The sequence below is a fragment of the Caulobacter sp. 602-2 genome, assembly GCF_011043625.1.
Taxonomy (GTDB): Bacteria; Pseudomonadota; Alphaproteobacteria; order Caulobacterales; family Caulobacteraceae; genus Caulobacter.
On record NZ_JAAKGT010000010.1, the window covers coordinates 121,449 to 145,460 of the forward strand.

General features: G+C 69.5%; 21 protein-coding genes. 11 read left to right on the plus strand and 10 right to left on the minus strand.

Annotated features, from left to right (window positions below; translation table 11 throughout):
* Positions 1 to 70: 70 nt before the first annotated feature.
* The 4 genes from G5B46_RS24755 to G5B46_RS18550 form a co-directional block, all read right to left on the minus strand.
* Complete coding sequence (locus tag G5B46_RS24755) at positions 71 to 199, minus strand: hypothetical protein (RefSeq protein WP_276308897.1); 129 nt, start codon at positions 197 to 199, stop codon at positions 71 to 73.
* 14 nt (positions 200 to 213) lie between these two features.
* The gene (locus G5B46_RS18540) at positions 214 to 498 is read right to left on the minus strand and encodes a hypothetical protein (protein ID WP_240903567.1); all 285 of its coding nucleotides are present in this window, start codon (positions 496 to 498) and stop codon (positions 214 to 216) included.
* Positions 499 to 891: 393 nt separating this feature from the next.
* Positions 892 to 3,060, minus strand: coding sequence for a xanthine dehydrogenase family protein molybdopterin-binding subunit (locus G5B46_RS18545; RefSeq protein ID WP_165261249.1), 2,169 nt, complete (start codon positions 3,058 to 3,060; stop codon positions 892 to 894).
* Positions 3,057 to 3,626 (minus strand): (2Fe-2S)-binding protein, encoded by a 570-nt coding sequence (locus tag G5B46_RS18550; protein ID WP_165261251.1) that lies wholly within the window; start codon positions 3,624 to 3,626, stop codon positions 3,057 to 3,059. Before G5B46_RS18550 ends, G5B46_RS18545 begins: the two co-directional genes overlap by 4 nt.
* Positions 3,627 to 3,824: 198 nt before the next feature.
* Between G5B46_RS18550 and G5B46_RS18555 the strand changes: the two genes are divergently transcribed.
* Positions 3,825 to 4,721 carry an NAD(P)-dependent oxidoreductase gene (locus tag G5B46_RS18555; protein ID WP_165261253.1) on the plus strand — a complete coding sequence of 299 codons (897 nt, stop codon included), beginning with the start codon at positions 3,825 to 3,827 and terminating at the stop codon, positions 4,719 to 4,721.
* 11 nt (positions 4,722 to 4,732) lie between these two features.
* On the opposite strand, the gene phoB is transcribed toward G5B46_RS18555, so the two are convergent.
* From phoB to G5B46_RS18585, 6 genes are all read right to left on the minus strand, one after another.
* Positions 4,733 to 5,425, minus strand: coding sequence for a phosphate regulon transcriptional regulator PhoB (gene phoB / locus G5B46_RS18560; protein ID WP_058349669.1), 693 nt, complete (start codon positions 5,423 to 5,425; stop codon positions 4,733 to 4,735).
* Positions 5,426 to 5,446: 21 nt separating this feature from the next.
* Entirely contained in the window at positions 5,447 to 6,139 is a 693-nt protein-coding gene (phoU, locus tag G5B46_RS18565) for a phosphate signaling complex protein PhoU (protein WP_165261255.1), read from the minus strand.
* 19 nt (positions 6,140 to 6,158) lie between these two features.
* Positions 6,159 to 7,049, minus strand: coding sequence for a phosphate ABC transporter ATP-binding protein PstB (pstB, locus tag G5B46_RS18570; RefSeq protein ID WP_165261257.1), 891 nt, complete (start codon positions 7,047 to 7,049; stop codon positions 6,159 to 6,161).
* A 7-nt stretch (positions 7,050 to 7,056) separates the two neighbouring features.
* On the minus strand, positions 7,057 to 8,370 hold the full coding sequence (pstA, locus tag G5B46_RS18575; RefSeq protein WP_165261259.1) for a phosphate ABC transporter permease PstA: 1,314 nt from the start codon (positions 8,368 to 8,370) through the stop codon (positions 7,057 to 7,059).
* The gene (gene pstC, locus G5B46_RS18580) at positions 8,363 to 9,805 is read right to left on the minus strand and encodes a phosphate ABC transporter permease subunit PstC (protein WP_165261261.1); all 1,443 of its coding nucleotides are present in this window, start codon (positions 9,803 to 9,805) and stop codon (positions 8,363 to 8,365) included. The genes pstA and pstC overlap by 8 nt, the downstream gene beginning before the upstream one ends.
* 101 nt (positions 9,806 to 9,906) lie before the next feature.
* Entirely contained in the window at positions 9,907 to 11,364 is a 1,458-nt protein-coding gene (locus tag G5B46_RS18585) for an ATP-binding protein (protein WP_165261263.1), read from the minus strand.
* Positions 11,365 to 11,602: 238 nt separating this feature from the next.
* Here G5B46_RS18585 and G5B46_RS18590 point away from each other — a divergent pair, with 238 nt between their 5' ends.
* The 10 genes from G5B46_RS18590 (at position 11,603) to dapD (ending at position 24,007) form a co-directional block, all read left to right on the plus strand.
* Positions 11,603 to 14,857 (plus strand): autotransporter outer membrane beta-barrel domain-containing protein, encoded by a 3,255-nt coding sequence (locus G5B46_RS18590; protein ID WP_165261265.1) that lies wholly within the window; start codon positions 11,603 to 11,605, stop codon positions 14,855 to 14,857.
* Positions 14,858 to 15,061: 204 nt separating this feature from the next.
* Positions 15,062 to 16,597, plus strand: coding sequence for a porin (locus G5B46_RS18595; RefSeq protein WP_346764950.1), 1,536 nt, complete (start codon positions 15,062 to 15,064; stop codon positions 16,595 to 16,597).
* 526 nt (positions 16,598 to 17,123) lie between these two features.
* Positions 17,124 to 18,152 carry a sulfate ABC transporter substrate-binding protein gene (locus G5B46_RS18600; protein WP_165261267.1) on the plus strand — a complete coding sequence of 343 codons (1,029 nt, stop codon included), beginning with the start codon at positions 17,124 to 17,126 and terminating at the stop codon, positions 18,150 to 18,152.
* A 104-nt stretch (positions 18,153 to 18,256) separates the two neighbouring features.
* Positions 18,257 to 19,303 carry a sulfate ABC transporter substrate-binding protein gene (locus tag G5B46_RS18605; RefSeq protein WP_165261269.1) on the plus strand — a complete coding sequence of 349 codons (1,047 nt, stop codon included), beginning with the start codon at positions 18,257 to 18,259 and terminating at the stop codon, positions 19,301 to 19,303.
* Between the two features lie 300 nt (positions 19,304 to 19,603).
* Complete coding sequence (locus G5B46_RS18610) at positions 19,604 to 20,713, plus strand: histidine kinase dimerization/phosphoacceptor domain -containing protein (protein WP_165261271.1); 1,110 nt, start codon at positions 19,604 to 19,606, stop codon at positions 20,711 to 20,713.
* A 14-nt stretch (positions 20,714 to 20,727) separates the two neighbouring features.
* On the plus strand, positions 20,728 to 21,192 hold the full coding sequence (locus G5B46_RS18615) for a response regulator (RefSeq protein WP_165261273.1): 465 nt from the start codon (positions 20,728 to 20,730) through the stop codon (positions 21,190 to 21,192).
* Entirely contained in the window at positions 21,192 to 21,488 is a 297-nt protein-coding gene (locus G5B46_RS18620) for a SemiSWEET family transporter (RefSeq protein WP_165261275.1), read from the plus strand. The genes G5B46_RS18615 and G5B46_RS18620 overlap by 1 nt, the downstream gene beginning before the upstream one ends.
* Before the next feature lie 94 nt (positions 21,489 to 21,582).
* The gene (gene argB / locus G5B46_RS18625) at positions 21,583 to 22,497 is read left to right on the plus strand and encodes an acetylglutamate kinase (protein WP_165261277.1); all 915 of its coding nucleotides are present in this window, start codon (positions 21,583 to 21,585) and stop codon (positions 22,495 to 22,497) included.
* A 1-nt stretch (position 22,498) separates the two neighbouring features.
* Positions 22,499 to 23,161, plus strand: a complete 663-nt coding sequence (locus G5B46_RS18630; RefSeq protein WP_165261377.1) for a pyrimidine 5'-nucleotidase — start codon at positions 22,499 to 22,501, stop codon at positions 23,159 to 23,161.
* Positions 23,162 to 24,007, plus strand: a complete 846-nt coding sequence (dapD, locus tag G5B46_RS18635) for a 2,3,4,5-tetrahydropyridine-2,6-dicarboxylate N-succinyltransferase (protein ID WP_165261279.1) — start codon at positions 23,162 to 23,164, stop codon at positions 24,005 to 24,007. It abuts the gene before it with no gap.
* Positions 24,008 to 24,012: the final 5 nt, after the last annotated feature.

The window sequence follows — 24,012 nt, forward strand, 5'->3', positions numbered from 1 at the left end:
ACTCTCCCACTCGCGCGGGAGCCCCCCGCACGTTCAAGGCGATGAATTGTTCGGAACTTGGTTTTGCCGGTCAGTGCGCCGGCGGAGTGCTCCAGCCCTCGCGGAACCGCTGAAGGGCGAAGAGGAATTCATGGGCGCCCATGGTCACCACGCTGAGCAGCACGCCGGCCGCCAGGGCTGAAACCAGGATCAGGCCCATCCATTGGGCGGGAGTCAGGTCATGGCGCCAACCTCCCCGCGTTCGGACCGGATCGGACTGTCGTCCGACAGGAACGCCGTCGCCGCGAGAACCCGCAGCAGCAGCTTCGAAGGAGGATCGCCAGCCGCCTGCGCCTTGCGCAGCGCCGAAACCGTCTCCGGCACCAGGCGCTCCCGCTCCGGCGTGCCCGCCATCAGGGTGAGGCCCTCTTCCAACGACTTCCAGCTCGCGATGAAGAACGCCGAGCCGGGAGGCGTGCCCGAAGGCCTGGTCTTGGGTGAGTTGTCGTTCATGGCCATGGCCGCTCCCGCTGTTGAAGTCAGGAGAGACCGGCTCGGGCTGGACGGCTAGGTCTGGCGATTGCCTACGGTAGTCATTACCGGGGTCCCAATTACCGGGGGCCTGCTCCCAGGCCACGAAGGCCAGGGCGGCGTCGCGGCGCGGCATGCCGGCCAGGCGGCGCCGGGCGCTGAGGACGTGCATCTCGACGGTCTTGGGCGACAGGCTGAGCAGGCGCGCGATTTCCTTCGAGCGCTGATGCTGGGCGATCAGGCGCAGGATCTCGCGCTCACGCGGCGTGAGTTTCTCGAAACCAAGGCTGTCGGCAGGCTCGACCATGGCGCTAAGATGGTCCTAGCACAGCCTCTCGTCCAGCGGTCCGACGTCAATTCCGGTCGCGCCAAGGTTAACGTTCAGACAGATCGGACGAACGGCAGCCTCGTCGTCGACTGGCCCGACAGCGCCAGCAGCGCGTTGGCGACGGCCGGGGCGATCACCGGCGTGCCCGGCTCGCCCACCCCGCTGGGCGGCGCGGCCGATGGGACGATGTTGGTCTCCACGCTCGGCGCCTCGCCGATCCGCAGCACCCGATAGGTGTCGAAATTGCTCTGGTCGACCGCGCCGTCGGTCAGGGTGATCTCGCCGTACAGCGCCGCCGACAGGCCATAGCAGGTCCCGCCCTCCATCTGGGCGGCGATCTGGTCGGGCGACACGGCCACGCCGCAGTCGACGGCGGTGACCACCCGGCCGACCTGGGGCGCGCCGTCGGCCAGCCTGACCTCGGCGACCTGGGCCACCACCGAGCCGAAGCTCTCGTGCACCGCCACCCCGCGCGTCCAGCCGGCCGAGGCGGTCGGCCCGGCCTTCTCGACCGCCAGATCCAGCGCCGCCAGGTGCCGGTCGGCCCCGGCCTTGGCGTAGAGCGCGCGGCGGTACTCGACCGGATCCTTGCCGGCCTTGCGGGCCAGCTGGTCGATCGTGTGCTCCATGACGAAGGCGGTGTGGGTGGCCCCCACCGAGCGCCACCACAGCACCGGCACGCCGACCTCCGGGAAGGCGACCTGGGCGTCGACCACGGGCGTCGCCTTCAGGTAGGGCGAATCCATCGCCCCCTCGACGGCGGTCTGGTCGACGCCCTTCGAGGGCATCGGCGAGTCCTTCATGATCGACTGGCTGACGATGCGATGGCGCCAGGTCGCCGGCATGCCGTCCTTGTCCAGCGTCACGCGCACGGCGTGCGCCACCAGCGGCCGATAGTGGCCGGCGCGCATGTCGTCCTCGCGGGTCCAGACCAGCTTCACCGGCTTGCCGCCCCCCACCTTCTTGGCCACGTGCACGCACTCGGCCACGTAGTCGGAGGTGAAGGTCGCCCGCCGCCCGAACGAGCCGCCCGCGAACAGGGTCTCGACCTCGACCGAGCCCGGCAGGGCGCCGACGATCTTGGCCGCGTTCAGCTGGTCCAGCGTCTGGCCCTGCGAGCCGTGCACCAGCCTGACCGAACCGCCGTCGACGATCGCCACGCAGTTCATCGGCTCCATCGTGGCGTGGGCCAGGTAGGGAAACTCGTAGACCGCCTCGAAGGCGTCAGATCCTCCGGCCGCCTGGGCCGCGTCGCCCTTGGCGCCGAACGACTCCCACTTCTGGTCGGCCGGACCCTTGCCGGTCGCCAGGTCCCGGAACGCCGCGGCGATCTGCGCCGAACCGCGCTTCTCGGCCTTGGCCTCGTCCCAGCGCACCTGCAGCGCCTCGCGGCCCAGGCGCGCGGCCCAGGTGGACCTGGCCACCACCGCCACGCCGGTGGGGATCTCGAACACGTCGACCACGCCGGCGACCTTCCTGGCCGCGTCGGCGTCGAAGCTCTCGACCTTGCCCCCGAACCTGGGCGCATGGGCGACCATGGCCGTCAGCATGTCGGGCAGACGGACGTCCTGGGTGTAGCGGGCCGTCCCGTCGCTCTTGGCCTGCGCGTCCTTGCGGCGGACGCGGTCGGTGCCGATCAGGGTGAAGGACTTGGGGTCCTTCAGCGGCGGGTTCTCCGGCGGCGTCACCTTGGCGGCGTCGGCCATCAGGTCGGCGAAGGCGGCGGTCTTGCCCGAGGCGTGGGTCAGCACCCCGTCCTTGACCACCACCTCGCCGGCCGGGACGTTCCAGCGGTTGGCGGCGGCCTCGATGAACATCGCCCGCGCCCCGGCGCCGGCCTTGCGCAGCTGCTCCCAGCTGTTGGAGATCGCCGAGCTGCCGCCGGTCAGCTGCGCGCCCAGGGCGCCGTTGCCATAGAGCTTGGCGTTGGCCGGCGACTGCTCGACCCGCACCTTGGTCCAGTCGGCGTCCAGTTCCTCGGCCACGATCGCCGCCAGGCCCGCGTGGCTGCCCTGGCCGAACTCGATGTGCTTGGAGATCACCGTGACGAAGCCGTCGGGCTCGAAGCGGATGAACGGGCCGAACGCCCCGACCTCGACCTTGGAGCCGGCGCTCATCAGGTCGGCGGGCGAGCAGCCCACCGTCAGCGCCCCGCCGACCATCACGGCCCCGACCACCACCTCGCGGCGGCTGAGGCCCTGCCTGTTCAGGGGCGCGTTCATCGCACCTCTCCGCGCTGCACCCGCGAGGTCGCGCCCGAAGCCGCCGAGATCGCCTCGTCGACGGCCGCCTCGACCTCGGCCTCCTTGGCGACCGGCGGCGCGGCGACCACCGGGGCGGCCGCGCTGGTCGCGGCCTCCTTGATCGCCGCCCGGATCCGCTGATAGGCGCCGCAGCGACAGATGTTGCCGCCCATGGCCGCGTCGATGTCCTCGTCGCTGGGCGACTTGGTCGCCGCCAGCAGGGCGGCGGCCGACATGATCTGGCCCGACTGGCAGTAGCCGCACTGGGGCACGTCCAGCCTGACCCAGGCCTGCTGCAGCGGATGGGCGCCGCCAAGGCCCTCGATGGTGGTGATCTTCGCGCCCGACAGCGCCGCGATCGGGGTGACGCAAGAGCGCACCGGGTCGCCGTTCACATGCACCGTGCAGGCCCCGCACTGGGCCAGGCCGCAGCCGAACTTCGTGCCGGTCAGGCCCAGCTCGTCGCGCAGCACCCACAGGAGCGGCGTGTCCGGCTCGGCCTCCACCGACACCGTCTTGCCGTTGACGTCCAAGCTCGCCGCCATTGCGTCCCTCCTGCCCCGAAGCGGAGCTAACACCGTTATCCCGATGCGCCGCCAGCGAAAATTAACGCCGTCAGGATCGCGCCCGTCCCCACATCGTCGCCAGATCCTTGAACGCCTGTTGCGAGAAAGGGCTCACGCTCGCGGCCGACGCGCCCTAGCTTTGGGGCTCGACCCGCGCCCCGCCCAGAGGACCCCGCCTTGGACTCCTTTCCCGCCTACTTCCCCCTCGCCGGCCGCAAGGTGGTGATCGCCGGAACCGGCGAAGGCGCCGAGGCCAAGGCCCGGCTGTTCGACGGCTCGCCGGCCACGCTGGTGCGCCTCGACGGCCACGCCGCCTTCCTGCCCGGCTCGTACACCGGCGCGGTGCTGGCCTTCGTTTCGAGCGCCGACGAGGTGTTCGCCCAGGCCGCCGCGCGGGCCGCGCGGGCCGCCGGCGTGCTGGTCAACGTCGTCGACAAGCCCGACATGTGCGACTTCAACACCCCGGCGGTCATCGATCGGGGCGAGGTGGTGGCCGCCGTCGGCACCGGCGGCGCGGCGCCCGTGCTGGCCACGATGCTGCGTTCGGACATCGAGGCCCAGGTGCCCGAGGGCGCCGGCCGCGTGGCCGCGCTGATGCGCAATTTCCAGAGCGAGGTGCGCGGCGCCCTGCCCACCCTGCACGAACGCCGCGCCTTCCTGCGCGAGGCCCTCTCGGGCGAGGCGGCCCAGGCGGCCATGACCGGCGACATGGAAAAGGCCGGCCAGCTGTTCCGCGAGGCCCTGGCCAAGAGCGTGAAGAAGGAAGGCAAGGTCCGCTTCGTGGCCGGCAAGGGCCCCGCCGACCTGCTGACCCTGCGCGCTGTGCGGGCGCTCAGCGCCGCGGACGTGCTGGTCATCGACGAGGCCGCCGATCCCGAAGTGGTCACCATGGCCCGCCGCGACGCCCACCGGCTGTCGCCGGCCGAGGCCTCCGCCCAGCACCTGATCGAACTGGCCCAGAGCGGCCGCCAGGTCGTGCGCCTGGTCGCCGCCCCGGTCGAGGCCGGCGACATCCAGGCCCTGGCGGCGGCCGGCGTGGCCGTCGAGGTGCTGCCGGCAGCGCCGAACGCCTGACGAGACGGCCCTTAGGCCGCCTCGACGTCCAGGGAGTAGCCGGCCGAGCGGACGGTGCGGATGGGATCGGCTTCGGTCGAGCCGTTCAGCGCCTTGCGCAGGCGGCCGATGTGCACGTCGACCGTGCGGGCCTCGACATAGACGTCCGAGCCCCAGACGGCGTCCAGCAGCTGTTCGCGGCTGAACACCCGGCCCGGGTGCTGCATCAGGTAGTCGAGCAGGCGGAACTCGGTCGGGCCGAGATGGACTTCCTTGCCCTGGCGCTTCACGCGGTGGGCCACCCGGTCGATGACGATGTCGCCGACCGTGATGCGGTCGTCGGCCAGGGCCGGGCGGATGCGGCGCATCACGGCGCGGACGCGGGCGGTCAGCTCGACCATCGAGAACGGCTTGACCACGTAGTCGTCGGCGCCGGTGTCCAGGCCGCGGATGCGGTCGCTTTCCTCGCCGCGCGCCGTCAGCATGATGATCGGCACGTTGCGGGTGTCGGTGCGGCCGCGCAGGCGGCGGCAGACCTCGATGCCCGAGACCTTGGGCAGCATCCAGTCGAGGATGACGAGGTCGGGCGCGCGCTCGCTGGCCAGGGTCAGGGCTTCCTCGCCGTCGGCGGCCACCGCGACCTGGTAGCCCTCCTTGTCGAGGTTGTAGTGAAGCAGGGTGGCCAGGGCGTCCTCGTCCTCGACCACCAGAACGTACGGAGTCACTTCGACAGGCCTCCCGAAAGCTTACTGAGCGACGACGTCGAGCTTGGGACGCTGGGAGATGATCTCCTCGCCCGTCAGCTCAAAGTGGATGATCTCGGCGATGTTGGTGGCGTGGTCGCCGATCCGCTCGAGGTTCTTGGCGACGAACAGCAGGTGCGTGCACGCGTTGATCGTGCGCGGATCGCCCATCATGTAGGTCAGCAGTTCGCGGAAGATCGAGTTGTAGTGCTCGTCGACTTCCTCGTCGCTGCTCCAGACGTTGATGGCGCGCTGCAGGTCCGAGGCGGTGTAGGCGTCCAGCACGTCCTTGAGGCGGCTCTGAACCAGGCGGCCCATGCGCTCGATCGAGCGGGTCAGGGCGCTCATCGGCTCGGCCTCGGTCAGGATCAGGGCGCGCTTGCCGATGTTCTTGGCCATGTCGCCGCAGCGCTCGAGGCTCATCGAGATCTTCAGGGCGGCGACGGCGTGGCGCAGGTCCACGGCCATCGGCTGGCGCAGGGCGATCAGGCGGAAGGCCTTGCGCTCGATCTCGGTCTGCAGCGTGTCGAGGCGCTCGTCGCGGCCGACCACCAGCTGGGCCAGCGGGGCGTCGCGACGGGCGATGCAGTCGACGGCGTCGGCGACCTGGGCCTCGGCGAGGCCGCCCATGCGGGTCACCTCGGCGGTCAGGTGGTTCAGCTCTTCGCCGTAGGATTTGACGGTGTGTTCGGTCATGTCCTGGTCCCCCTTCCGCTTAACCGAAGCGGCCGGTGATGTAGTCCTGGGTGCGGCTGTCGCGAGGATTGGTGAACATCTCCTCGGTCGGGCCGCTCTCGACCAGCTTGCCCAGGTGGAAGAAGGCCGTCTTCTGCGAGACGCGGGCGGCCTGGGCCATCGAGTGGGTGACGATGACGATGCAGAACTGGCTGCGCAGTTCGTCGATCAATTCCTCGATCTTGGCCGTGGCGATCGGGTCCAGCGCCGAGCAGGGCTCGTCCATCAGGATCACTTCGGGCGAAACGGCGATGGCGCGGGCGATCACCAGGCGCTGCTGCTGGCCGCCGGACAGGCCGGTGCCGGGCTGGTGCAGGCGGTCGGCCACTTCGTTCCAGAGGCCGGCCTTCTTGAGGCTGCTCTCGACGATGGCTTCCAGCTCGTCCTTGCGGGTGGCCAGGCCGTGAATCTTCGGGCCGTAGGCGACGTTCTCGAAGATGGTCTTGGGGAACGGGTTCGGCTTCTGGAACACCATGCCGACGCGCGAGCGCAGCACCACCGGATCGACGCTCTTGGCGTTGACGTCGGCGCCGTCGATCTCGATCGAGCCCTGCACGCGGGCCGACGGGATGGTGTCGTTCATCCGGTTGATGCAGCGCAGGAAGGTCGACTTGCCGCAGCCCGACGGGCCGATGAAGGCGGTGACCGACTTGGCCGGGATGTCGAGGTTGACGTCGAACAGCGCCTGCTTCTCGCCGTAGAAGACTTTGACGTCGCGGGCGCGGATCTTGAAGTCGCGGCTCTCGACCACGCCGTGGCCCTGCGGGACGGCGGTGTGGATGACGGGCGCGGCGACGGAGGCGTCGCGGTTCTGGGTCGGCATGGCGTGTCCCTGGACGAGGGCCGGAGCTTTGGGATGGGTGAAGGTCATCGGGATCCTACCACCGGCGTTCGAAGCGGCGGCGCAGGATGACGGCCGCGGCGTTCATGACGATCATGAAGATCAGGAGGACGAGAATGGCCGCGGCGGTGCGCTCGTGGAAGGCCCGCTCGGAAGCGTTCTCCCAGATGAACACCTGCACCGGCAGCACGGTCGAGGCGCCGGTGAAGCCTTCCGGCACGCCCGGCACGAACGAGACCATGCCGATCATCAGGAGCGGGGCGGTCTCGCCCAGGGCGTGGGCCAGAGACAGGATGGCGCCGGTCATCACGCCGGGCATGGCCAGCGGCAGCACGTGGTGGAACACGGTCTGGGCCTTGGAGGCGCCGACGCCGAGGGCGGCTTCGCGGATCGAGGGCGGCACGGCCTTGAGGGCCGAGCGGGTGGCGATGATCACGGTCGGCAGGGCCATCAGGGCCAGCACCAGGCCGCCGACCAGCGGCGAGCTGCGCGGCACGTGCAGCCAGTTGATGAACAAGGCCAGGCCCAGCAGGCCGTAGACGATCGAGGGCACGGCCGCGAGGTTGTTGATGTTGACCTCGATGACGTCGGTCCAGCGGTTCTTCGGCGCGAACTCTTCCAGGTAGACGGCGGCCAGCACGCCGACCGGCACCGCGATCAGGGCGGTGATGATCAGCATCAGGGCCGAGCCGACCACCGCGCCCAGCACGCCGGCCTGTTCGGGCTCGGTCGAGTCGGACTTGGTGAAGAAGCCGAAGTTGAAGCCGCCCTTGACGGTGCCGTCCTTCTCCAGCTGGTCCAGCCAGGCCAGTTGCTGGTTGTCGAGCTTGCGGTCTTCCTCAGCGGTCGAGCGCTTGATCTCGCCCTTGTAGTAGAGGTCGGCGTCGGCCTTGACCGGACCGGTGACCTCGATGGTCTTGCCGATCACCGACGGGTCGGCCTTGATCTTGTCGAGCAACTGGAAGCCGAGATCGCGCGAGACCAGGTCCATGACCTTGCCCGAGGTCGTGCCCAGGTCGTCGTCCTGGATGTTCAGCTTCTTCATCACCGCCTCGGCGACGATGTAGTCGTAGTTGACCCCGTCCAGCGCCGTGCGGTCGATGCGGTCCGGGTTCAGATAGACCGGCACGCTGATCGAGTGGGTCTCGAAGGTGGTGTAGCCCTGGGCGACGATGCGGCCGACCAGCACGACCAGGAAGATCATCGCCACGACGATGGCGGCGATGCCCTGGGCCTTGAACCACATCTCCGAGCGGTAGCGCTTCTTCAGGCGCGCCTCGGCGGCCGAGAGCTGCGGGCGGGGACCCTGCTCGCGCGGGGCGGCGCCGGCGTTGATGGCGGCGTCAGTCATATTGTTCCCGATACTTCTGGACGATGCGCAGGGCGATGATGTTGAGCGCCAGGGTCACGACGAACAGCGTCAGGCCCAGGCCGAAGGCCGAGAGGGTCTTGGGGCTGTCGAACTCCTGGTCGCCGGTCAGCAGGGTGACGATCTGCACCGTGACGGTGGTGACCGTGTCCAGCGGGTTGGCGGTCAGCTTGGCCTGCAGGCCCGCGGCCATGGTCACGATCATGGTCTCGCCGACGGCGCGGGAGACGGCCAGCAGCATGGCGGCCATGATGCCCGGCAGGGCGGCGGGAAGGATGACCTTCTTGACCGTCTCGGACTTGGTGGCGCCCATGGCGTAGCTGCCGTCGCGCAGGCTCTGCGGCACGGCGTTGATGATGTCGTCCGACAGCGACGAGACGAACGGGATCAGCATGATGCCCATCACCACGCCGGCCACCAGGGCCATCTGGTTCTGCACCTGCATCAGGTACTGGGCGATCCCGTCCAGCGGGCCGCCGGCCATGCCCTCGCCGATGGCGTTGAAGCCGGCGCGGAACAGCGGACCCACGGTCAGGGCGGCGAAGAAGCCGTAGACGACGGTCGGCACGCCGGCCAGCACCTCGAGCAGCGGCTTGACGATCGAGCGCACGCGGCGGTCGGCGTATTCCGACAGGTAGATCGCCGAGTAGAGACCGACCGGCGCGGCCACCAGCATGGCGATCAGCATGATCAGGAAGGTGCCGGCGAACAGCGGCACGGCCCCGAAGGCGCCCGACGAGGCCACCTGGTCGGCGCGCATGGCGATCTGCGGGCTCCACTCGGTGCCGAACAGGAACGACAGCGGCGAGACGCTCTGGAAGAAGCGCCAGCTTTCCCAGACCAGCGACAGCACGATGCCCAGGGTGGTCAGCACGGCGGCGACCGAGCAGGCGATCAGCAGGCCGTTGATCCAGCCTTCGACGCGGTTGCGGGCCCGGAACTCCAGACCCACCCGCGGCAGCGCCAGCAGCGCGCCGATCAGGGCCACCAGGGCGGCCAGGGCGATGGTGCTGTAGCGGACCGTGGCGGTGACCTTGCGCGACTCCTCGACCTTGGCGTCGAGGGCGGTCTTCAGGTCGCCTTCGTAGACGACTTCCGACGGCGACTCCTTGGCCGCGATGGCGCGGGCGTCGCTGAAGAACACGTCCTGGCGGTCGGGGGTCAGCGAGGCGATGGCGGCCGGACGCTCGGCCTGCAGCACCGCTTCCTCGATGCGGCCGCCGAACACGGCGCCGAGCAGCAGGAGAAGCGCGGCCGGGGCGCCGGCCCACAGGGCGGCGTAGGCGCCGTAGTAGTTGGGCAGCGAATGCAGGCGCACCGAAGCGCCGCCGGCGGCCTTGAGCGCTCGGCCGCGGCCGAGCAGGAACGCCGCCAGCGCGAACAGCGCCAGGAACAGGAGCGAGAGCCAGGTCAGCATGCGTGAAGCGGTCTTGCGCTGGATGCGAAGACGGCGCCCGTTGCACCGCCCCGCCCGTCAACCGATCTATGCCGGCCGGGCGACGACCTTATGCGACGTTTCTACGACAGTTTTACGACACCGCCCGGCGCGGGCTCTTCCGGCGTCGCGGAATCCTTGCCCTGCAAGGCTTTGGCCATCGGCAGGTAGACCCCGAAGGTGGCCCCCTCGCCCCGTACCGACTCCACGTGCAGGCCGCCGCGGTGGCGGTTGACGATGTGCTTGACGATGGCCAGGCCCAGGCCCGTGCCCTGCCGCTCGCCGCTCTTCTGGCCCTCGACGCGATAGAAGCGCTCGGTCAGGCGCGGCAGGTGCTCGCGGGCGATGCCCGGCCCCCGGTCGCTGACCCGCAGGCCGGCATAGAACTCCTCGACGTCGGAATGGTCGGGGGTCAGCAGCGACAGGCGCGCGGCGGCCGGATCGCGCGCGGCGACGGCCGTGGCCGGGGTCAGGCCGGGGAAGATCTCGACCCGCACCGTCCCGTCCTGGGGGGTGTACTTGATGGCGTTGTCGACCAGGTTCTGGATCACCTGGACGATCTGGTCGCGGTCGCCCTCGACCACGGCCGCGCCGCGCGGCGGCAGCACCGCGTCGAAGCCGACCTGCTTGTCACGGGCCTGCGGGGCGAGGGCGTCGATGACGTCCTGGGCGGCCATGGCCAGGTCGACGCGGCCGGCCGGGGCGATGTGCTCGTTCAGCTCGATCCGCGACAGGCTCATCAGGTCGTCGATCAGCCGCGACATCCGCTCGGCCTGGGCCTGCATGATGCCCAGGAACTTGTCGCGGGCGCCCGGATCCTCCTTGGCGTGGCCGCGCAGGGTTTCGATGAAACCCGACAGCGAGGCCAGCGGCGTGCGCAGCTCGTGGCTGGCGTTGGCCAGAAAGTCGGCCCGGGTGCGCTCGGTGCGGCGCACGTCGGTTTCGTCGCGCAGCACCAGCAGGGCCAGGTGCGAGCCGGCCTCGTCGCGGCCCAGCGGCCGGGCCTGGGCGGTCCAGTCGCGCCCCTGCGAGCCGACGCCGGTCCATTCGACCGTGCGCTCGACGCCGCCGAACAGGGCCTCGTCCACCGCCTCCAGCACCTGCGGGCTGCGCACGGCGGTGACCAGCAGGGCGCCCTCGCGGATGCGGAAGCGGTCGCGGGCGGCGGCGTTGGCGAACACGAAGCGCCGGCCGGTCAGGTCGTCGGCCTCTTCGGCGGCGATGACCATCAAGGGGTCTGGCAGGTTCTCGGTGATCACGGCGAAGGGCGGCGCGCGGTCGGCCGAGGCCGCGGCGGGCGCCAGGCTGAGCACGGAATCGTCGAGCCGCCGGCGCAGTCGCCGCAGCAGCATCGCGCCGCCGACGCCCAGCAGGATCGCCGCCGGCAGGGCCACGCCCGGCCGGGCCGCGCCCAGGGCGGTCATGGCCACCAGCGCCGTGGGCCCGGCGGCCACCGCCGTCCATGCGCCGATCCAGCCTCCGGCCACGCCGCCCCCCCAGCGCTCCGGCGCGACGGGCGAGAGGGGAGAGATGGTCGGCATGGCGAGCGTTCGGGCTCCTGGAATGGGCGAAGGCCTCCCACGAAGGGGCGGGGCCAAGGCTCGTAGGCCAGTTTTGTGACGATGCGATGATTCGACGAACCAGATATGGCGCCGTCGCGGAGCATGGGATAGACGGGGAGCCCCCGGATGCGTGTCGGGTGCGGAAGTCACCGCAATTTCGCCGCAACCTGACGCAATCTGGGGATCGAGGGAATTCTCCTTAGGGTGGTCTGTTCGTATGCAGCGCAAGGTCCTGGTCGCGACGGTCGCGGCCGCTCCTCTGATGGCCATGGCCTTGGCCGCGCAGGCCGAGACGGTGGTGAACACCGCGCGGACCACGCCTATCGCCACCGGCTCGGCCGGGACGAACGGCGCGGCCGACGATGTCAAGATCGACACGGCCGGCTCGATCAAGCTGACCGCGTCCGGCGCGCTGGTGACGCTGAACAGCAACAATAAGGTCACCAACAGCGGCACGCTGAGCACCCAGGGCGTCAACGACTCGACGGCGATCCTGATCAACGGCGGCACGACCGGCACGGTGACCAACACCGGCACGATCACGCTCGACGAGGACTACACCCCGACCGACACCGACTCGGACGGCGACGTCGACGGCCTGTTCGCTCAGGGCTCCAACCGCTACGGCATCCGCCTGACCGGTCCGGGCGCCTTCACCGGCGACATCCTCAACCAGGGCTCGATCGTCATCGAGGGCAACAATTCGGCGGCCATCTCGCTGGAAAGCGCCCTCAACGGCAATCTGACGCTGGGCAACACCACCACCACGACCACCACGATCGCCGTCACCGGCAACAACAGCTACGGCGTGCGCGTGGCCGCCCCGGTCAGCGGCAAGGTCTCGATGACCGCCGGCAGCATCTCGGTGCTGGGCCAGAACGCCACCGGCTTCGCCGTCGACAGCGACGTCGGCGGCGCGGTGCTGCTGCAGGGCGCGATCACCGCGACCGGCTATCGCTACACCTCGCGCCCGACCGACAAGACCGTGCGCGACAAGCTCGACGCCGACGACCTGCTGCAGGGCGGCCCGGCCGTGCGCATCGCCGGCAATGTCGGCGGCGGCGTGTTCCTGGACATCCGTCCGGCCGACAACGACACCACCAAGACCGACGAAGACGGCGACGGCATCGAGGACGCCCAGGAAGGCAGCTCGACCCTGGCCGTCTACGGCGGCGCCCCGGCGCTGCTGATCGGTTCGGACACCGGCGCGATCAACATCGGCGTCATCGGCACGGGCGACAACGCCTACGGCCTGCGCGCCCGCGGCTCGATCACCGCCAACGGCGTCTATGACGGCATCGCCTCGACCGCCATCCAGCTGGGCGGCAACGCCGGCCAGACGACCACCATCGCCGGCGGCGCGCGCCTGGAGACCGTCATCACCTCGCAGGCCTACGAGGCCAACGCCAACGGCGTGCGGGTGACCGCCGGGGCCACGACGCCGGTGATCTACAACAGGGGCACGATCACCACCTACAGCGTCTCGGAAGGCGCGTTCGATTCGCGCGGCATCGTCGTCGAGGCCGGCGCCAACGTCCCGAGCATCCGCAACGCCGGCGTGATCAATTCGAACGTCGTCGGCGAGAAGGGCAGCGCCTACGGCGTCATCGACTATTCGGGCAACGTGACCTCGATCGAGAACACCGGCTCGATCATCGCGGCGATCTCGCCCACCGACGACGCCGACGACAAGGACGACGCCGACACCGATCCGACGAACGAGACGATCACCGGCAAGGCCGTGGCGATCGACGTCAGCCGCAACACCAGCGGCGTCACCCTGACCCAGAACGGCCTCAACGACGGTGACGACGGCGCCGACGGCGTGGCCGATCCCGACGCCGACGGCGACGGCGTGGACGACGCCGACGAGCCGGCGATCATCGGCGCGATCCGCTTCGGTTCGGGCGCCGACACCTTCAACGTGCTGAACGGCGCCGTGGTCGGCGACATCTCGTTCGGCGACGGGGCCGACACCTTCCGCATCGACGGCGGCGCGGCCGTCATCGGCGCGATCAGCGACAGCGACGGCCTGCTCGACATCAACATCGGCAAGGGCTCGCTGGGCCTGACCAACGCCCAGTCGATCAACATCTCGAACCTGAACCTGGGCGCCGAGAGCAAGCTGGTGTTCACCGCCGACCCGACCGCCGGCACGCACACCCGCCTGGTGGTTTCCGGCGCGGCCAACATCACCAGCGGCGCGCAGCTGGGCCTGCGCCTCAACAGCCTGCTGACCGAACCGACCTCGTACAACGTGATCTCGGCCGGCTCGCTGACCGCCGGCACCTTCGGCCAAGGCCTGCTGGACAACGCGCCGTACATGTACGTCGCCAGCGCCCGCGCCGACGGCAACGACGTCTATCTGGACGTGCGCCGCCGCACCGCCTCGGAAATCGGCCTGGCCCGCTCGGGCGCCGCCGCCTACGACACCCTGTTCGGCTCGCTGGCCGGCGACAAGGACGTGGCCAACCTCTTCCTGGGCATCAACGACAAGGCCACGTTCCTCCAGAACTACAACCAGCTGCTGCCCGACCAGGGCGAGGGCATGTTCTCCACGCTGCAGAACATCAACCAGCAGATCTCGGCGGCCACCGCCGTGCGTCCCGATCCGGGCGACCGCTATGGCCCCGACAGCATCTGGGTGCAGGAAATCAACGGCCTGGTGCGCCGCGAGGACGGCCCGACCCTGGGCACCGACACCCAGGCCTTCGGCTTCGTGGCCGGCTACGAGGCCATGGGCGACGCGGGCGGCGCCCTGGGCGTGACCCTGGCCTACACCGCGCTGGAAGAGCACGACAACGTCGCCCAGGTGGGCGAGCAGACCACCGCCTCGGTGGTGCAGGCCGGCGTCTACTGGCGCCGTTCGGCCGGCCCCTGGCGCTTCAACGTCGGCGGCGGCGCGGGCTACGGCTGGTTCGACAGCACCCGCGTGCTGTTCATCCGCAACGCCAGCACCGGCGCGCTGGACGCCACCCGCCGCACCGACTCCGACTGGGGCGCGGTGACCGCCAACGCCTTCGCCGGCGCGGCCTACGAGGCCAAGCTGGGCCGCTTCTTCACCCGCCCCGAAGCGCGGATGGACTACACCTACCTGAACGAGGACGGCCACGAGGAAGTCGGCGGCGGCGACGTGCTGGACGGCATCATCGGCGCCCGCAAGTGGAGCAACCTCTCGGGCGACCTGGGCCTGGTCATGGGCGCCGACTTCGGTCGCGACGTGTGGCTGCGCCCCGAAGTGCGCGTCGGCTACCGCAAGACCATCGCCGGCAGCCTGGCCGACACCGTCGTGACCAAGAAGAACGGCAAGTACGTGCTGGAGGCCTTCGACAACCGCGAAGGCGCCCTGACCCTGGGCTTCGCCCTGCGGGCCGGCACGGCCATGTCCTACGTGGCCCTGGAAGGCGGCGCTGAAAGCACCAAGCGCCAGAAGCGCTACAACGTGAAGCTCACCGGCCGGACGATGTTCTGATCGACCGACCAAGGTGGAGTGAAGGGCCCCGCACAACGTGCGGGGCCTTTTTCTTTGGATCGTCCGCCTTCGGAGCGACACTTGGCCGCAGCGGCCAGCAAAACCAGACACTTGGGCCGTCAAAGCTCCGTTAGAGCCTGCCCGTTAATCCTGTTTTCCTTAGCACTAGGACGGCGGCCTCAAAGCCGCCGCGAGGGGAAGACCGTGACCATCAACCGCCTTGCCTCGCGCATGGCCCTGATCGCCTGCGTCTCGACGCTGGCGATCGCGGGCGGCGCCCAGGCCCAGACGCCCGCGAGCGCCGACCAGCAGGCCCGCATCGAGGCGCTGGAAGCCCAGCTGAAGCTGCTGCAGCAACAGATCAACGAACTGAAGGCGGCCACCGTGGCCAGCCGTCCGGTCGCCACGGCCCCCGCCGCTGCGACCCCCTCCTCCCAGGCGGCGCCGGTCCAGACCCAGGTCGCCGCGGCCGCTCCCGCCTCCAAGCCCGCCTCGCCGCTGCCGGCCGCCACCGTCAGCATCGCCGCCGGCCGCCCGACCATCGCCTCCACCGACGGCGCGTTCACCGCCACCCTGCACGGGGTGATGCAGCTCGACACCGCCCACTACTTCCAGGACAAGGGCCTGCCGGCGGTGATCGGCAACGGCCGCGACCTCAACAGCGGCAGCAACTTCCGCCGCGCGCGCCTGGGCCTCGACGGCCGGTTCTTCAAGAACTTCGACTACTCGATCCTGCTCGACTTCGGCGGCAACGGGACCGACGGCCCCGGCATGCTCCAGGAGCTGTTCGTCCAGTACAACTACGCGCCGTTCAAGGTGCGCGTCGGGGCCTTCGCCCCGAACGTGGGCCTCAGCGACGCGGCGTCGCAGAACAGTGCGCTGTTCCCCGAGCGCGCGGCGATCGCCGAGATGGTGCGGGGCCTGGCCGCCGCCGACCGCCGCTATGGCCTGCAGGTGCAGACCTCGGGCGAGAACTGGCTGCTGTCGGCCGCCGCCACCGGCGGCAAGAGCGGCGACGCCCAGACCTTCGACGAGCAGCAGGCCTATGTCGGCCGCGCCGCCTTCGCCCCGGTCAAGAGCAAGGACTGGCTGCTGCACCTGGGCGTCAACGGCGGCTACATCGCCACCCCGGCCCAGACAGCGGTGGGCGGCGCCTACGCCCTGACCCTGACCGAGCGGCCCGAACTGCGCGTCGACGGAACGACCCTGGTCTCGACCGGCGCCCTGGACGCCAAGAACCTGCGCCACCTGGGCGCCGAGCTGGCGCTGCAGCACAAGAGCCTCCTGATCCAGAGCGAGGTGTTCGACCTCGCGCTGGAACGGCGCAACGCCGCCGCCGGGGTCAGCGACCCGAAGTTCGGCGGCTGGTACGTCGAGGGCGGCCTGGTGCTGACCGGCGAGAGCCGCCGCTACAACGCCGCCACCTTCGCCTTCGACGCCCCGTCCATCGCCCATCCCTTCGATCCGAAGGCCGGCCAATGGGGCGCCTGGGAGCTGGCGGCGCGCTATTCGGTGCTGGACCTGAACCACCACGAACTGGCCGCCCTGGCGGCCGACCGGGTGCGCGGCGGCGAGCAGACGATCTGGAGCGCGGGGGTCAACTGGTTCCCCAACTCGGTGACCAAGGTCTCGCTCGACTATCTGGACGTCGACATCGACCGGCTGGACCCGGCCGGCGGCGCGATCCCGCTCAGCCAGGGCTACCAGGCGGTCAACCTGCGCAGCCAGTTCGCGTTCTAGGCCTTCGCGACGACGGGCCGGCCGCCGGCCCGTCGTTTCGCCGCCGCATGCATGGCGACGGTCCGAAGCGCTGTCGCCGAGCCCTCTTTCGGATCGAGCGATAACGTGCGTTCTTCCTCCAATGGACGCTCCCCCTCGACTTAGACCGTCTACACGCTGGTTCCTCGGCGGCGTCACGATCTGCGCCTGGTTCCTGGGCGCGCCATTGGCCCCATTTGCGCCGGCATACTTCTCGATCGTCCCGCCGGGCCTGCATCTGGTTCTGTTTCTCGTCGCCATGGGGGCCCTGATGGCGGCCTGCCGATGCACGAGCTGCGGCCATCCCGTCTGGCTCAAGAAGCTGAAAGGCGGCGGCTATCTCATCGGAGGCTCCGGACGCGATTGCTCGCGTTGCGGAGGACCGATCTAGTCGGTGGCTCAGGGCGCCTCTGACGCCGCCCCTTTCTGATCCCCTCTTCAGAAACACTCGCGCGCGTTGCGGCGGCGCATCGGCCAAGGTCTGGGCGTCATTCCACGAGGACGCCCGATGACCCTGCTCCGCCTTCCTTCCCGCCGGGACCTCGCGCTCGGCGCCGGCGCCCTGGCGGCGGTTCCCGGCAGCGCGCTGGCCCAGAAGGCGCCCAAGGTCGTCACCCTGCTGAACGTCAGCTACGACCCCACGCGCGAGCTCTACCAGGACATCAACCCGGCCTTCGCCGCCTACTGGAAGCGCCGGGTCGGCCAGACGCTGGAGATCCGCCAGAGCCACGGCGGCTCGGGCAAGCAGGCCCGTTCGGTGATCGACGGGCTGCAGGCCGACGTCGTCACCCTGGCGCTGGCGGACGACATCGACCAGATCGCCGCTCGCGGGCTGACGGCGGCCAACTGGCAGTCGCGCCTGCCGCAGAACTCGGCCCCCTACACCTCGACGATCGTGTTCCTGGTCCGCAAGGGCAACCCCAAGCGGATCAAGGACTGGGGCGACATCACAAAGCCCGGGGTGGCGATCATCACCCCCAATCCCAAGACCGGCGGCGCGCCGCGCTGGGCGTATCTGGCCGCCTGGGCCTGGGCGCTGAAGCAGCCGGGCGGCAACGACGCCTCGGCCCAGGCCTTCGTGCGCCAGCTCTACCGCCAAGTGCCGGTGCTCGACAGCGGCGCGCGCGGCTCGATGACCACCTTCGCCCAGCGAGGCGTGGGCGACGTGCTGCTGACCTGGGAGAACGAGGCCCACCTGGCCCGCCAGGAGTTCGCCGCCGACGGGCTGGAGATCGTCTATCCGTCGCGCTCGATCCTGGCCGAGCCGTCGGTCGCCGTGGTCGACAGCGTGGTCAAGCGGCGCGGAACCCGGCTGATCGCCGAGGGCTATCTGAATTTCCTCTACAGCCCGCTGGCCCAGGACCTGATCGGCAAGCACCACTACCGGCCGCGCAATCCGCAGGCGGCGGCCAAGTACGCCAGCAAGTTCCCGAAGATCCCGCTGGCCACCATCGACGGCCAGTTCAGCGGCTGGAAGAAGGCCCAAGCCCGCCATTTCGCAGACGGCGGCGTCTTCGATCAAATCTACCGGCCGTGAGAGTCTTCTTGGGCGTGAAACCTACCTAGACAATAGGGTATGACGCCTCCGTCCGGTTCGTGCGTTAATCGCCCGGACCCATCGGAGCCAAGAGCGACATCGCCATGACCAACGCCTTCAAGTCTCCCACCCGGCGCGGCCTGCTCGGCGCGGCCGGGGCCGGCGCCGCCGCTCTCGGGGCCCCCGCCCTGCTGGCGAGCCAGGCCCAGGCCGCCGGGTCGCTGACCCTGCTGAACGTCAGCTACGATCCGACGCGCGAGCTCTACAAGGACATCAACGCCGCCTACGCCAAGTACTGGAAGGACAAGGTCGGCCAGACCCTGACCATCAACCAGAGCCACGGCGGCTCGGGCAAGCAGGCCCGCTCGGTGATCGACGGCCTGCAGGCCGACGTGGTCACGCTGGCGCTGGCCTACGACATCGACGAGATCGCCGACAGGGCCAAGCTGCTGCCGGCCAACTGGCAGTCGCGCCTGCCGCAGAACTCCACGCCCTACACCTCGACGATCGTGTTCCTGGTCCGCAAGGGCAACCCCAAGAAGATCAACGACTGGAGCGACCTGGTGAAGCCGGGCGTCGGCGTCATCACCCCCAACCCGAAGACCTCGGGCGGGGCGCGCTGGAACTACCTGGCCGCCTGGGCCTGGGCGCTGAAGCAGCCGGGCGGCAACCCCGCCAAGGCCGAGGCCTATCTGAAGGATCTCTTCAACCACGTGCCGGTGCTCGACACCGGCGCGCGCGGCGCCACCACCACCTTCACCCAGCGCGGCATCGGCGACGTGCTGCTGGCCTGGGAGAACGAAGCCTTCCTGGCGCTCGAGGAACTGCCGGGCCAGTTCGAGATCGTCGTGCCCTCGCGCTCGATCCTGGCCGAACCGCCGGTGGCGCTGGTCGACCGCAACGTCGACCGCCACAAGACGCGCCTGGCCGCCACGGGCTACCTCAACTTCCTCTACAGCCCCCTGGCCCAGGACCTGATCGCCAAGCACCACTACCGACCGCGCAACGCGGGCGTGGCCAAGAAGTACGCCGGCAAGTTCAAGCAGATCCCGCTGTCGACGATCGACGACACCTTCGGCGGCTGGAAGAAGGCGCAAGCCACGCACTTCGCCGACGGCGGCGTGTTCGACCGGATCTATCGCCCGAAGTAAGGGGGACAAAAGGGCGTGTCATCCCGGCCGGAGGATCGCGCCAGCGGTCCGCAGAGCCGGGATCTCGCACCCCGGCGGAACCTGGACCGTGGGAGATCCCGGCGCTCCGCTTCGCTGCGGCCGGGATGACAGACCACCTGTTCCCGTCTCCAAACTTGACCATTGCCGACGCGGCGGTCCCCATGGGGCCGCCGCGTTTGCTTTTCCAGACACCCAAGCTTGGTCGGGAACCCGACCCATGACCGGGCGTTCAGGCGTTGACGGGGCGTCCACAGAACAAAGCCGGGGTCGGGCTCAGGAATGACGGATTATCTGAAGTCTCAGCGGGCGGGCGATCAGCTCGCGGCCGAGCACGGCATCGACGACCCTTTCGCCGCCGCCATCCGCGCCACCCGCATGGCCATGATCGTCACCGACGCCACCCAGGCCGACAATCCGATCATCTTCGCCAACGACGCCTTCCTGCGGCTGACCGGCTACGCGCGCTCGGAGGTGATCGGCCGCAACTGCCGCTTCCTGCAGGGGCCCGACACCAGTCCCGCCGCGATCGGCGACCTGCGCCTGGCGATCGCCTCGGGCGAGGACATCGCCATCGACATCCTCAACTACCGCAAGGACGGCAGCACGTTCTGGAACGCGCTGTACCTGTCGCCGGTGCGCAACAAGCTGGGCGAGATCATCTACTTCTTCGGCTCGCAGCTGGACGTCAGCGACAAGAAGCAGACCGAGCTGCACCTGCGCGAGACCCGCAGCGACCTGGAGGACGCCGTCGAGGCGCGCACCCGCGAGCTGTCCCAGGCCCTGGAGCAGAAGACCGCGCTGCTGCACGAGGTCGACCACCGGGTGAAGAACAACCTGCAGCTCATCTCGTCCCTGCTGCTGCTGCAGAACCGGCGCGAGAAGGAGCCGGCGGTCAAGCACAGCCTGCGCGGCATGCTGGAGCGGGTGAACGCCATCGCCACCGTCCACCGCCGGCTGTTCCAGAGCGAGGACGTCGAGCGGTTCGACGTCTCGGCCTTCGTGCGCGACCTGGTCTCGGACATGGCCGGCTCGGCCGCCCGGGACGAAATCCGGGTCAGCCTGGACCTTGAGCGGGTGGACGTGCCGGCCTCGAAGGCCGCGCCGCTGGCGCTGGTGATCAGCGAACTGTTCTCCAACGCCCTGCGTCATGGCTTCCCGGAGGGGCGTTCGGGCCACATCTCGGTATCGATCACTCGCACAAATGGCGAGTTTCGGATCGAAATCGCCGATGACGGCGTTGGAATGCCAGAAGGGGCCCGCACCTCGGGTTTCGGACTGACCATCGTCCAGTTGCTGTGCCAGCAGCTGAAGGCGCGGTCCGAAACCACCGCGGCCGAACCCGGAACCCGCGTCGTCGTCAACCTGCCCGTCAACGGCGCGCATCATTAGGAACCGTTAGACCCATGCCAGGGCGCGCGTTGGATGTGTTGATCGTCGAGGACGAGGTGCTGCTGGCCGCGGAGCTGGAGTTCCTGGTCCAGGAGGTGGGCTACCACCCCGTGGGCTGCGCCATGAGCTCCGACGAGGCCGTCGACCTGGCCAAGTCGCTGCATCCCGATCTGGCCCTCGTCGACGTCCACCTGCGCGACGGCCCCACCGGCGTGGAGGTGGTGCGCAAGATCCACGACGACTGCGGCTGCGTGGCCCTGTTCATGACCGCCAACGTCAAGCGCCTGCCCGAAGACTTCGCCGGCGCCTGCGGGGTGATCGGCAAGCCCTACTCCGAGCACGGCGTGAAGACCGCCCTGGCCTACCTGGCCGTCTGCCTGGAAGAGGGCCATGCGCCCGGCCTGCCGCCGGTCGGCCTGGAGCTGGCCCCCGCCTTCGCGCAGCGCTGGGGCCTGACCGAAATGCCGCGCTCGGCCTGATGGCCGACGCCCACCCGGTCGCCGTCGTGGTCGGGACCGCCGCGGCCCTGCTCTCCATCGCCAGCTTCGCCCCGCAGATCGTCAAGATCCTGCACGACAAGGACGCCTCGTCGGTGTCGCTGCGGACCTACGTGGTGACCGTGGCCGGCTTTTCCTGCTGGCTGGCCTACGGCCTGATGATCAGGGCCTGGCCGGTGGCGCTGTCGAACCTGGCCTGCCTTGCGATGTCGGCCGCGGTGCTCGCGCTCAAATGGCGCTACGGGCGCGGACGATCCGGGGCCGACGCCAAAGGGTGAACCTCGTCAAAGGGTGAACATAGTCAAAGGGTGACAGGGGGGGCGGGGTCCGCTATCGAGGCGCGCCTATTTTCGCGCACCAGGACCACCGCCTTTGACCAACGTCGCCGAGGAAGCTGGCTGGGCCACCGCCAAGACCCTGGCCGAGGCCCTGCCCTACATCCAGATCTACGATCGCGAGACGGTCGTGATCAAGTACGGCGGCCACGCCATGGGCCAGGAAGAGGTGGCCAAGCTGTTCGCCGCCGACGCCGTGCTGCTGAAGCTCCTGGGCGTGCATCCCGTGGTGGTCCACGGCGGCGGTCCGCAGATCAGCCGCATGCTCGACAAGGCCGGCGTCAAGTCGACCTTCATCGACGGCCTGCGCGTCACCGACGAAGCCACCATGGAAGTGGCCGAGATGGTCCTGTCGGGGGCCATCAACAAGGAAATCGCCAACTGGATCACGCTGGCCGGGGCTGAAGCCGACGTGCGCGGCGTGGGCCTGTCGGGCAAGGACGCCCGCCTGATCACCGCCGAGAAGGTGACCCGGACCAAGAAGGATCCGGACAGCAACATCGAGCAGGTCGTCGACCTGGGCTTCGTGGGCGAGCCGACCAAGGTCGACCCGCACCTGATCCAGGCGCTGCTGACCTCGGAAACCGACTACATCCCGGTGATCGCCCCGATCGGCGTCTCCGAGCAGGGCGAGACCTTCAACATCAACGCCGACACGGTGGCCGGCGCGCTCGCGGGCGCGCTGAAGGCCAAGCGGATGCTGATGCTGACCGACATCAAGGGCGTGCTCGACGCCAACGGCGAGCTGATCCGCGAGATGACCATCGACGAGGCCCGGCAGCTGATCGCCGACGGCGTGGCCACCGGCGGCATGATCCCCAAGCTCGAGAACGCCATCCACGCCGTGGAAAGCGGCGTCGAAGCCGTGGTCATCCTCGACGGCCGCCGCCCGCACGCCATGCTGGTGGAACTGTTCAGCGAGCACGGCGCGGGCACGCTGATCTCGAAGTGATCTGATGGTGGACCTCACCCACGTCGACACCTGGCTGTTCGACCTCGACAACACCCTGTACCCGGCCGAGACCGAGTTCATGGGGCTGATCGAGGGCCGGATGACCGACTTCGTCGAACGCTTCACGGGCCTGCCCCGGGAAGAGGCCCGGGCGCTGCAGAAGAAGTACTATCTGGAGCACGGCACCACCCTGGCCGGGCTGATGACCTATCACGGCATGGACCCCGCCCAGTTCCTGGAGGAGGTGCACGACGTGTCGATGGAGAACCTGGTCCCCGACCAGGCGCTGCATGACGCGATCCAGGCCCTGCCCGGCCGGCGGCTGGTGTTCACCAACGGCTCGCTGGGCCATGCCGAGCGGGTGCTGGGGCACCTGGGGCTGCGCGACCTGTTCGGCGACGTCTTCGCCATCGAGACCGCCGACTACATTCCCAAGCCGTCGCTGGCGACCTTCGACAAGATCACCAAGCTTCACGCCATCGATCCGCCGACCACGGCCTTCTTCGAGGACAGCGAGAAGAACCTCGTGCCCGCCGCGCGGCTGGGCATGACCACCATCCTGGTCGGCGCCCACGCGGCCGCCTCGACCTCCGAACACGTCCACCATCGCACCAACGACCTCGCCGGGTTCCTGAGCTCGGCGCGCCTGAAGGGAACCTCGTAAATGACCGGCCTTACCCTCGCCGACCTGCAGACCGAGATCGAAGCCGCCTGGGAAGCCCGCGACGGCGTTTCGACCGCCACCACCGGCCCGGTGCGCACCGCCGTGGAAGAGGCCCTGCTGCTGCTCGACAGCGGCAAGGCCCGCGTCTCGGAAAAGATCGACGGCGAATGGACCACCCACCAGTGGCTGAAGAAGGCCGTGCTGCTGTCGTTCCGCCTCAACCCCAACACCGTCATGCGCTCGGGCGCCCTGGGCGGCGGCGTGGGTCCGTGGTGGGACAAGGTTCCGAACAAGTTCGACGGCTGGGAAGCCCCGCAGTTCGAGGCCGGCGGCTTCCGCGCCGTGCCGGGCGCCATCGTCCGTCGCGGCTCGCACATCTCCAAGAACGTCATCCTGATGCCGTCGTTCGTGAACATCGGCGCCTTCGTCGATGAAGGCACCATGGTCGACACCTGGGTGACGGTCGGCTCGTGCGCCCAGATCGGCAAGCACGTCCACCTGTCGGGCGGCGTCGGCATCGGCGGCGTGCTGGAGCCGCTGCAGGCCAACCCGACCATCATCGAGGACAACTGCTTCATCGGCGCCCGCTCGGAAGTCGTGGAAGGCGTGGTCGTCGGCGAGGGCAGCGTGCTCTCGATGGGCGTCTACCTGTCGGCCTCGACCAAGATCGTCGACCGCAAGACCGGCGAGATCCACATCGGCAAGGTGCCGCCCTACAGCGTCGTGGTGCCGGGCAGCCTGCCCGACAAGAACGGCGGCCCGAGCCTGTACTGCGCCGTGATCGTCAAGACGGTCGACGCCCAGACCCGCTCGAAGACCTCGATCAACGACCTGCTGCGCGACTGATCGCG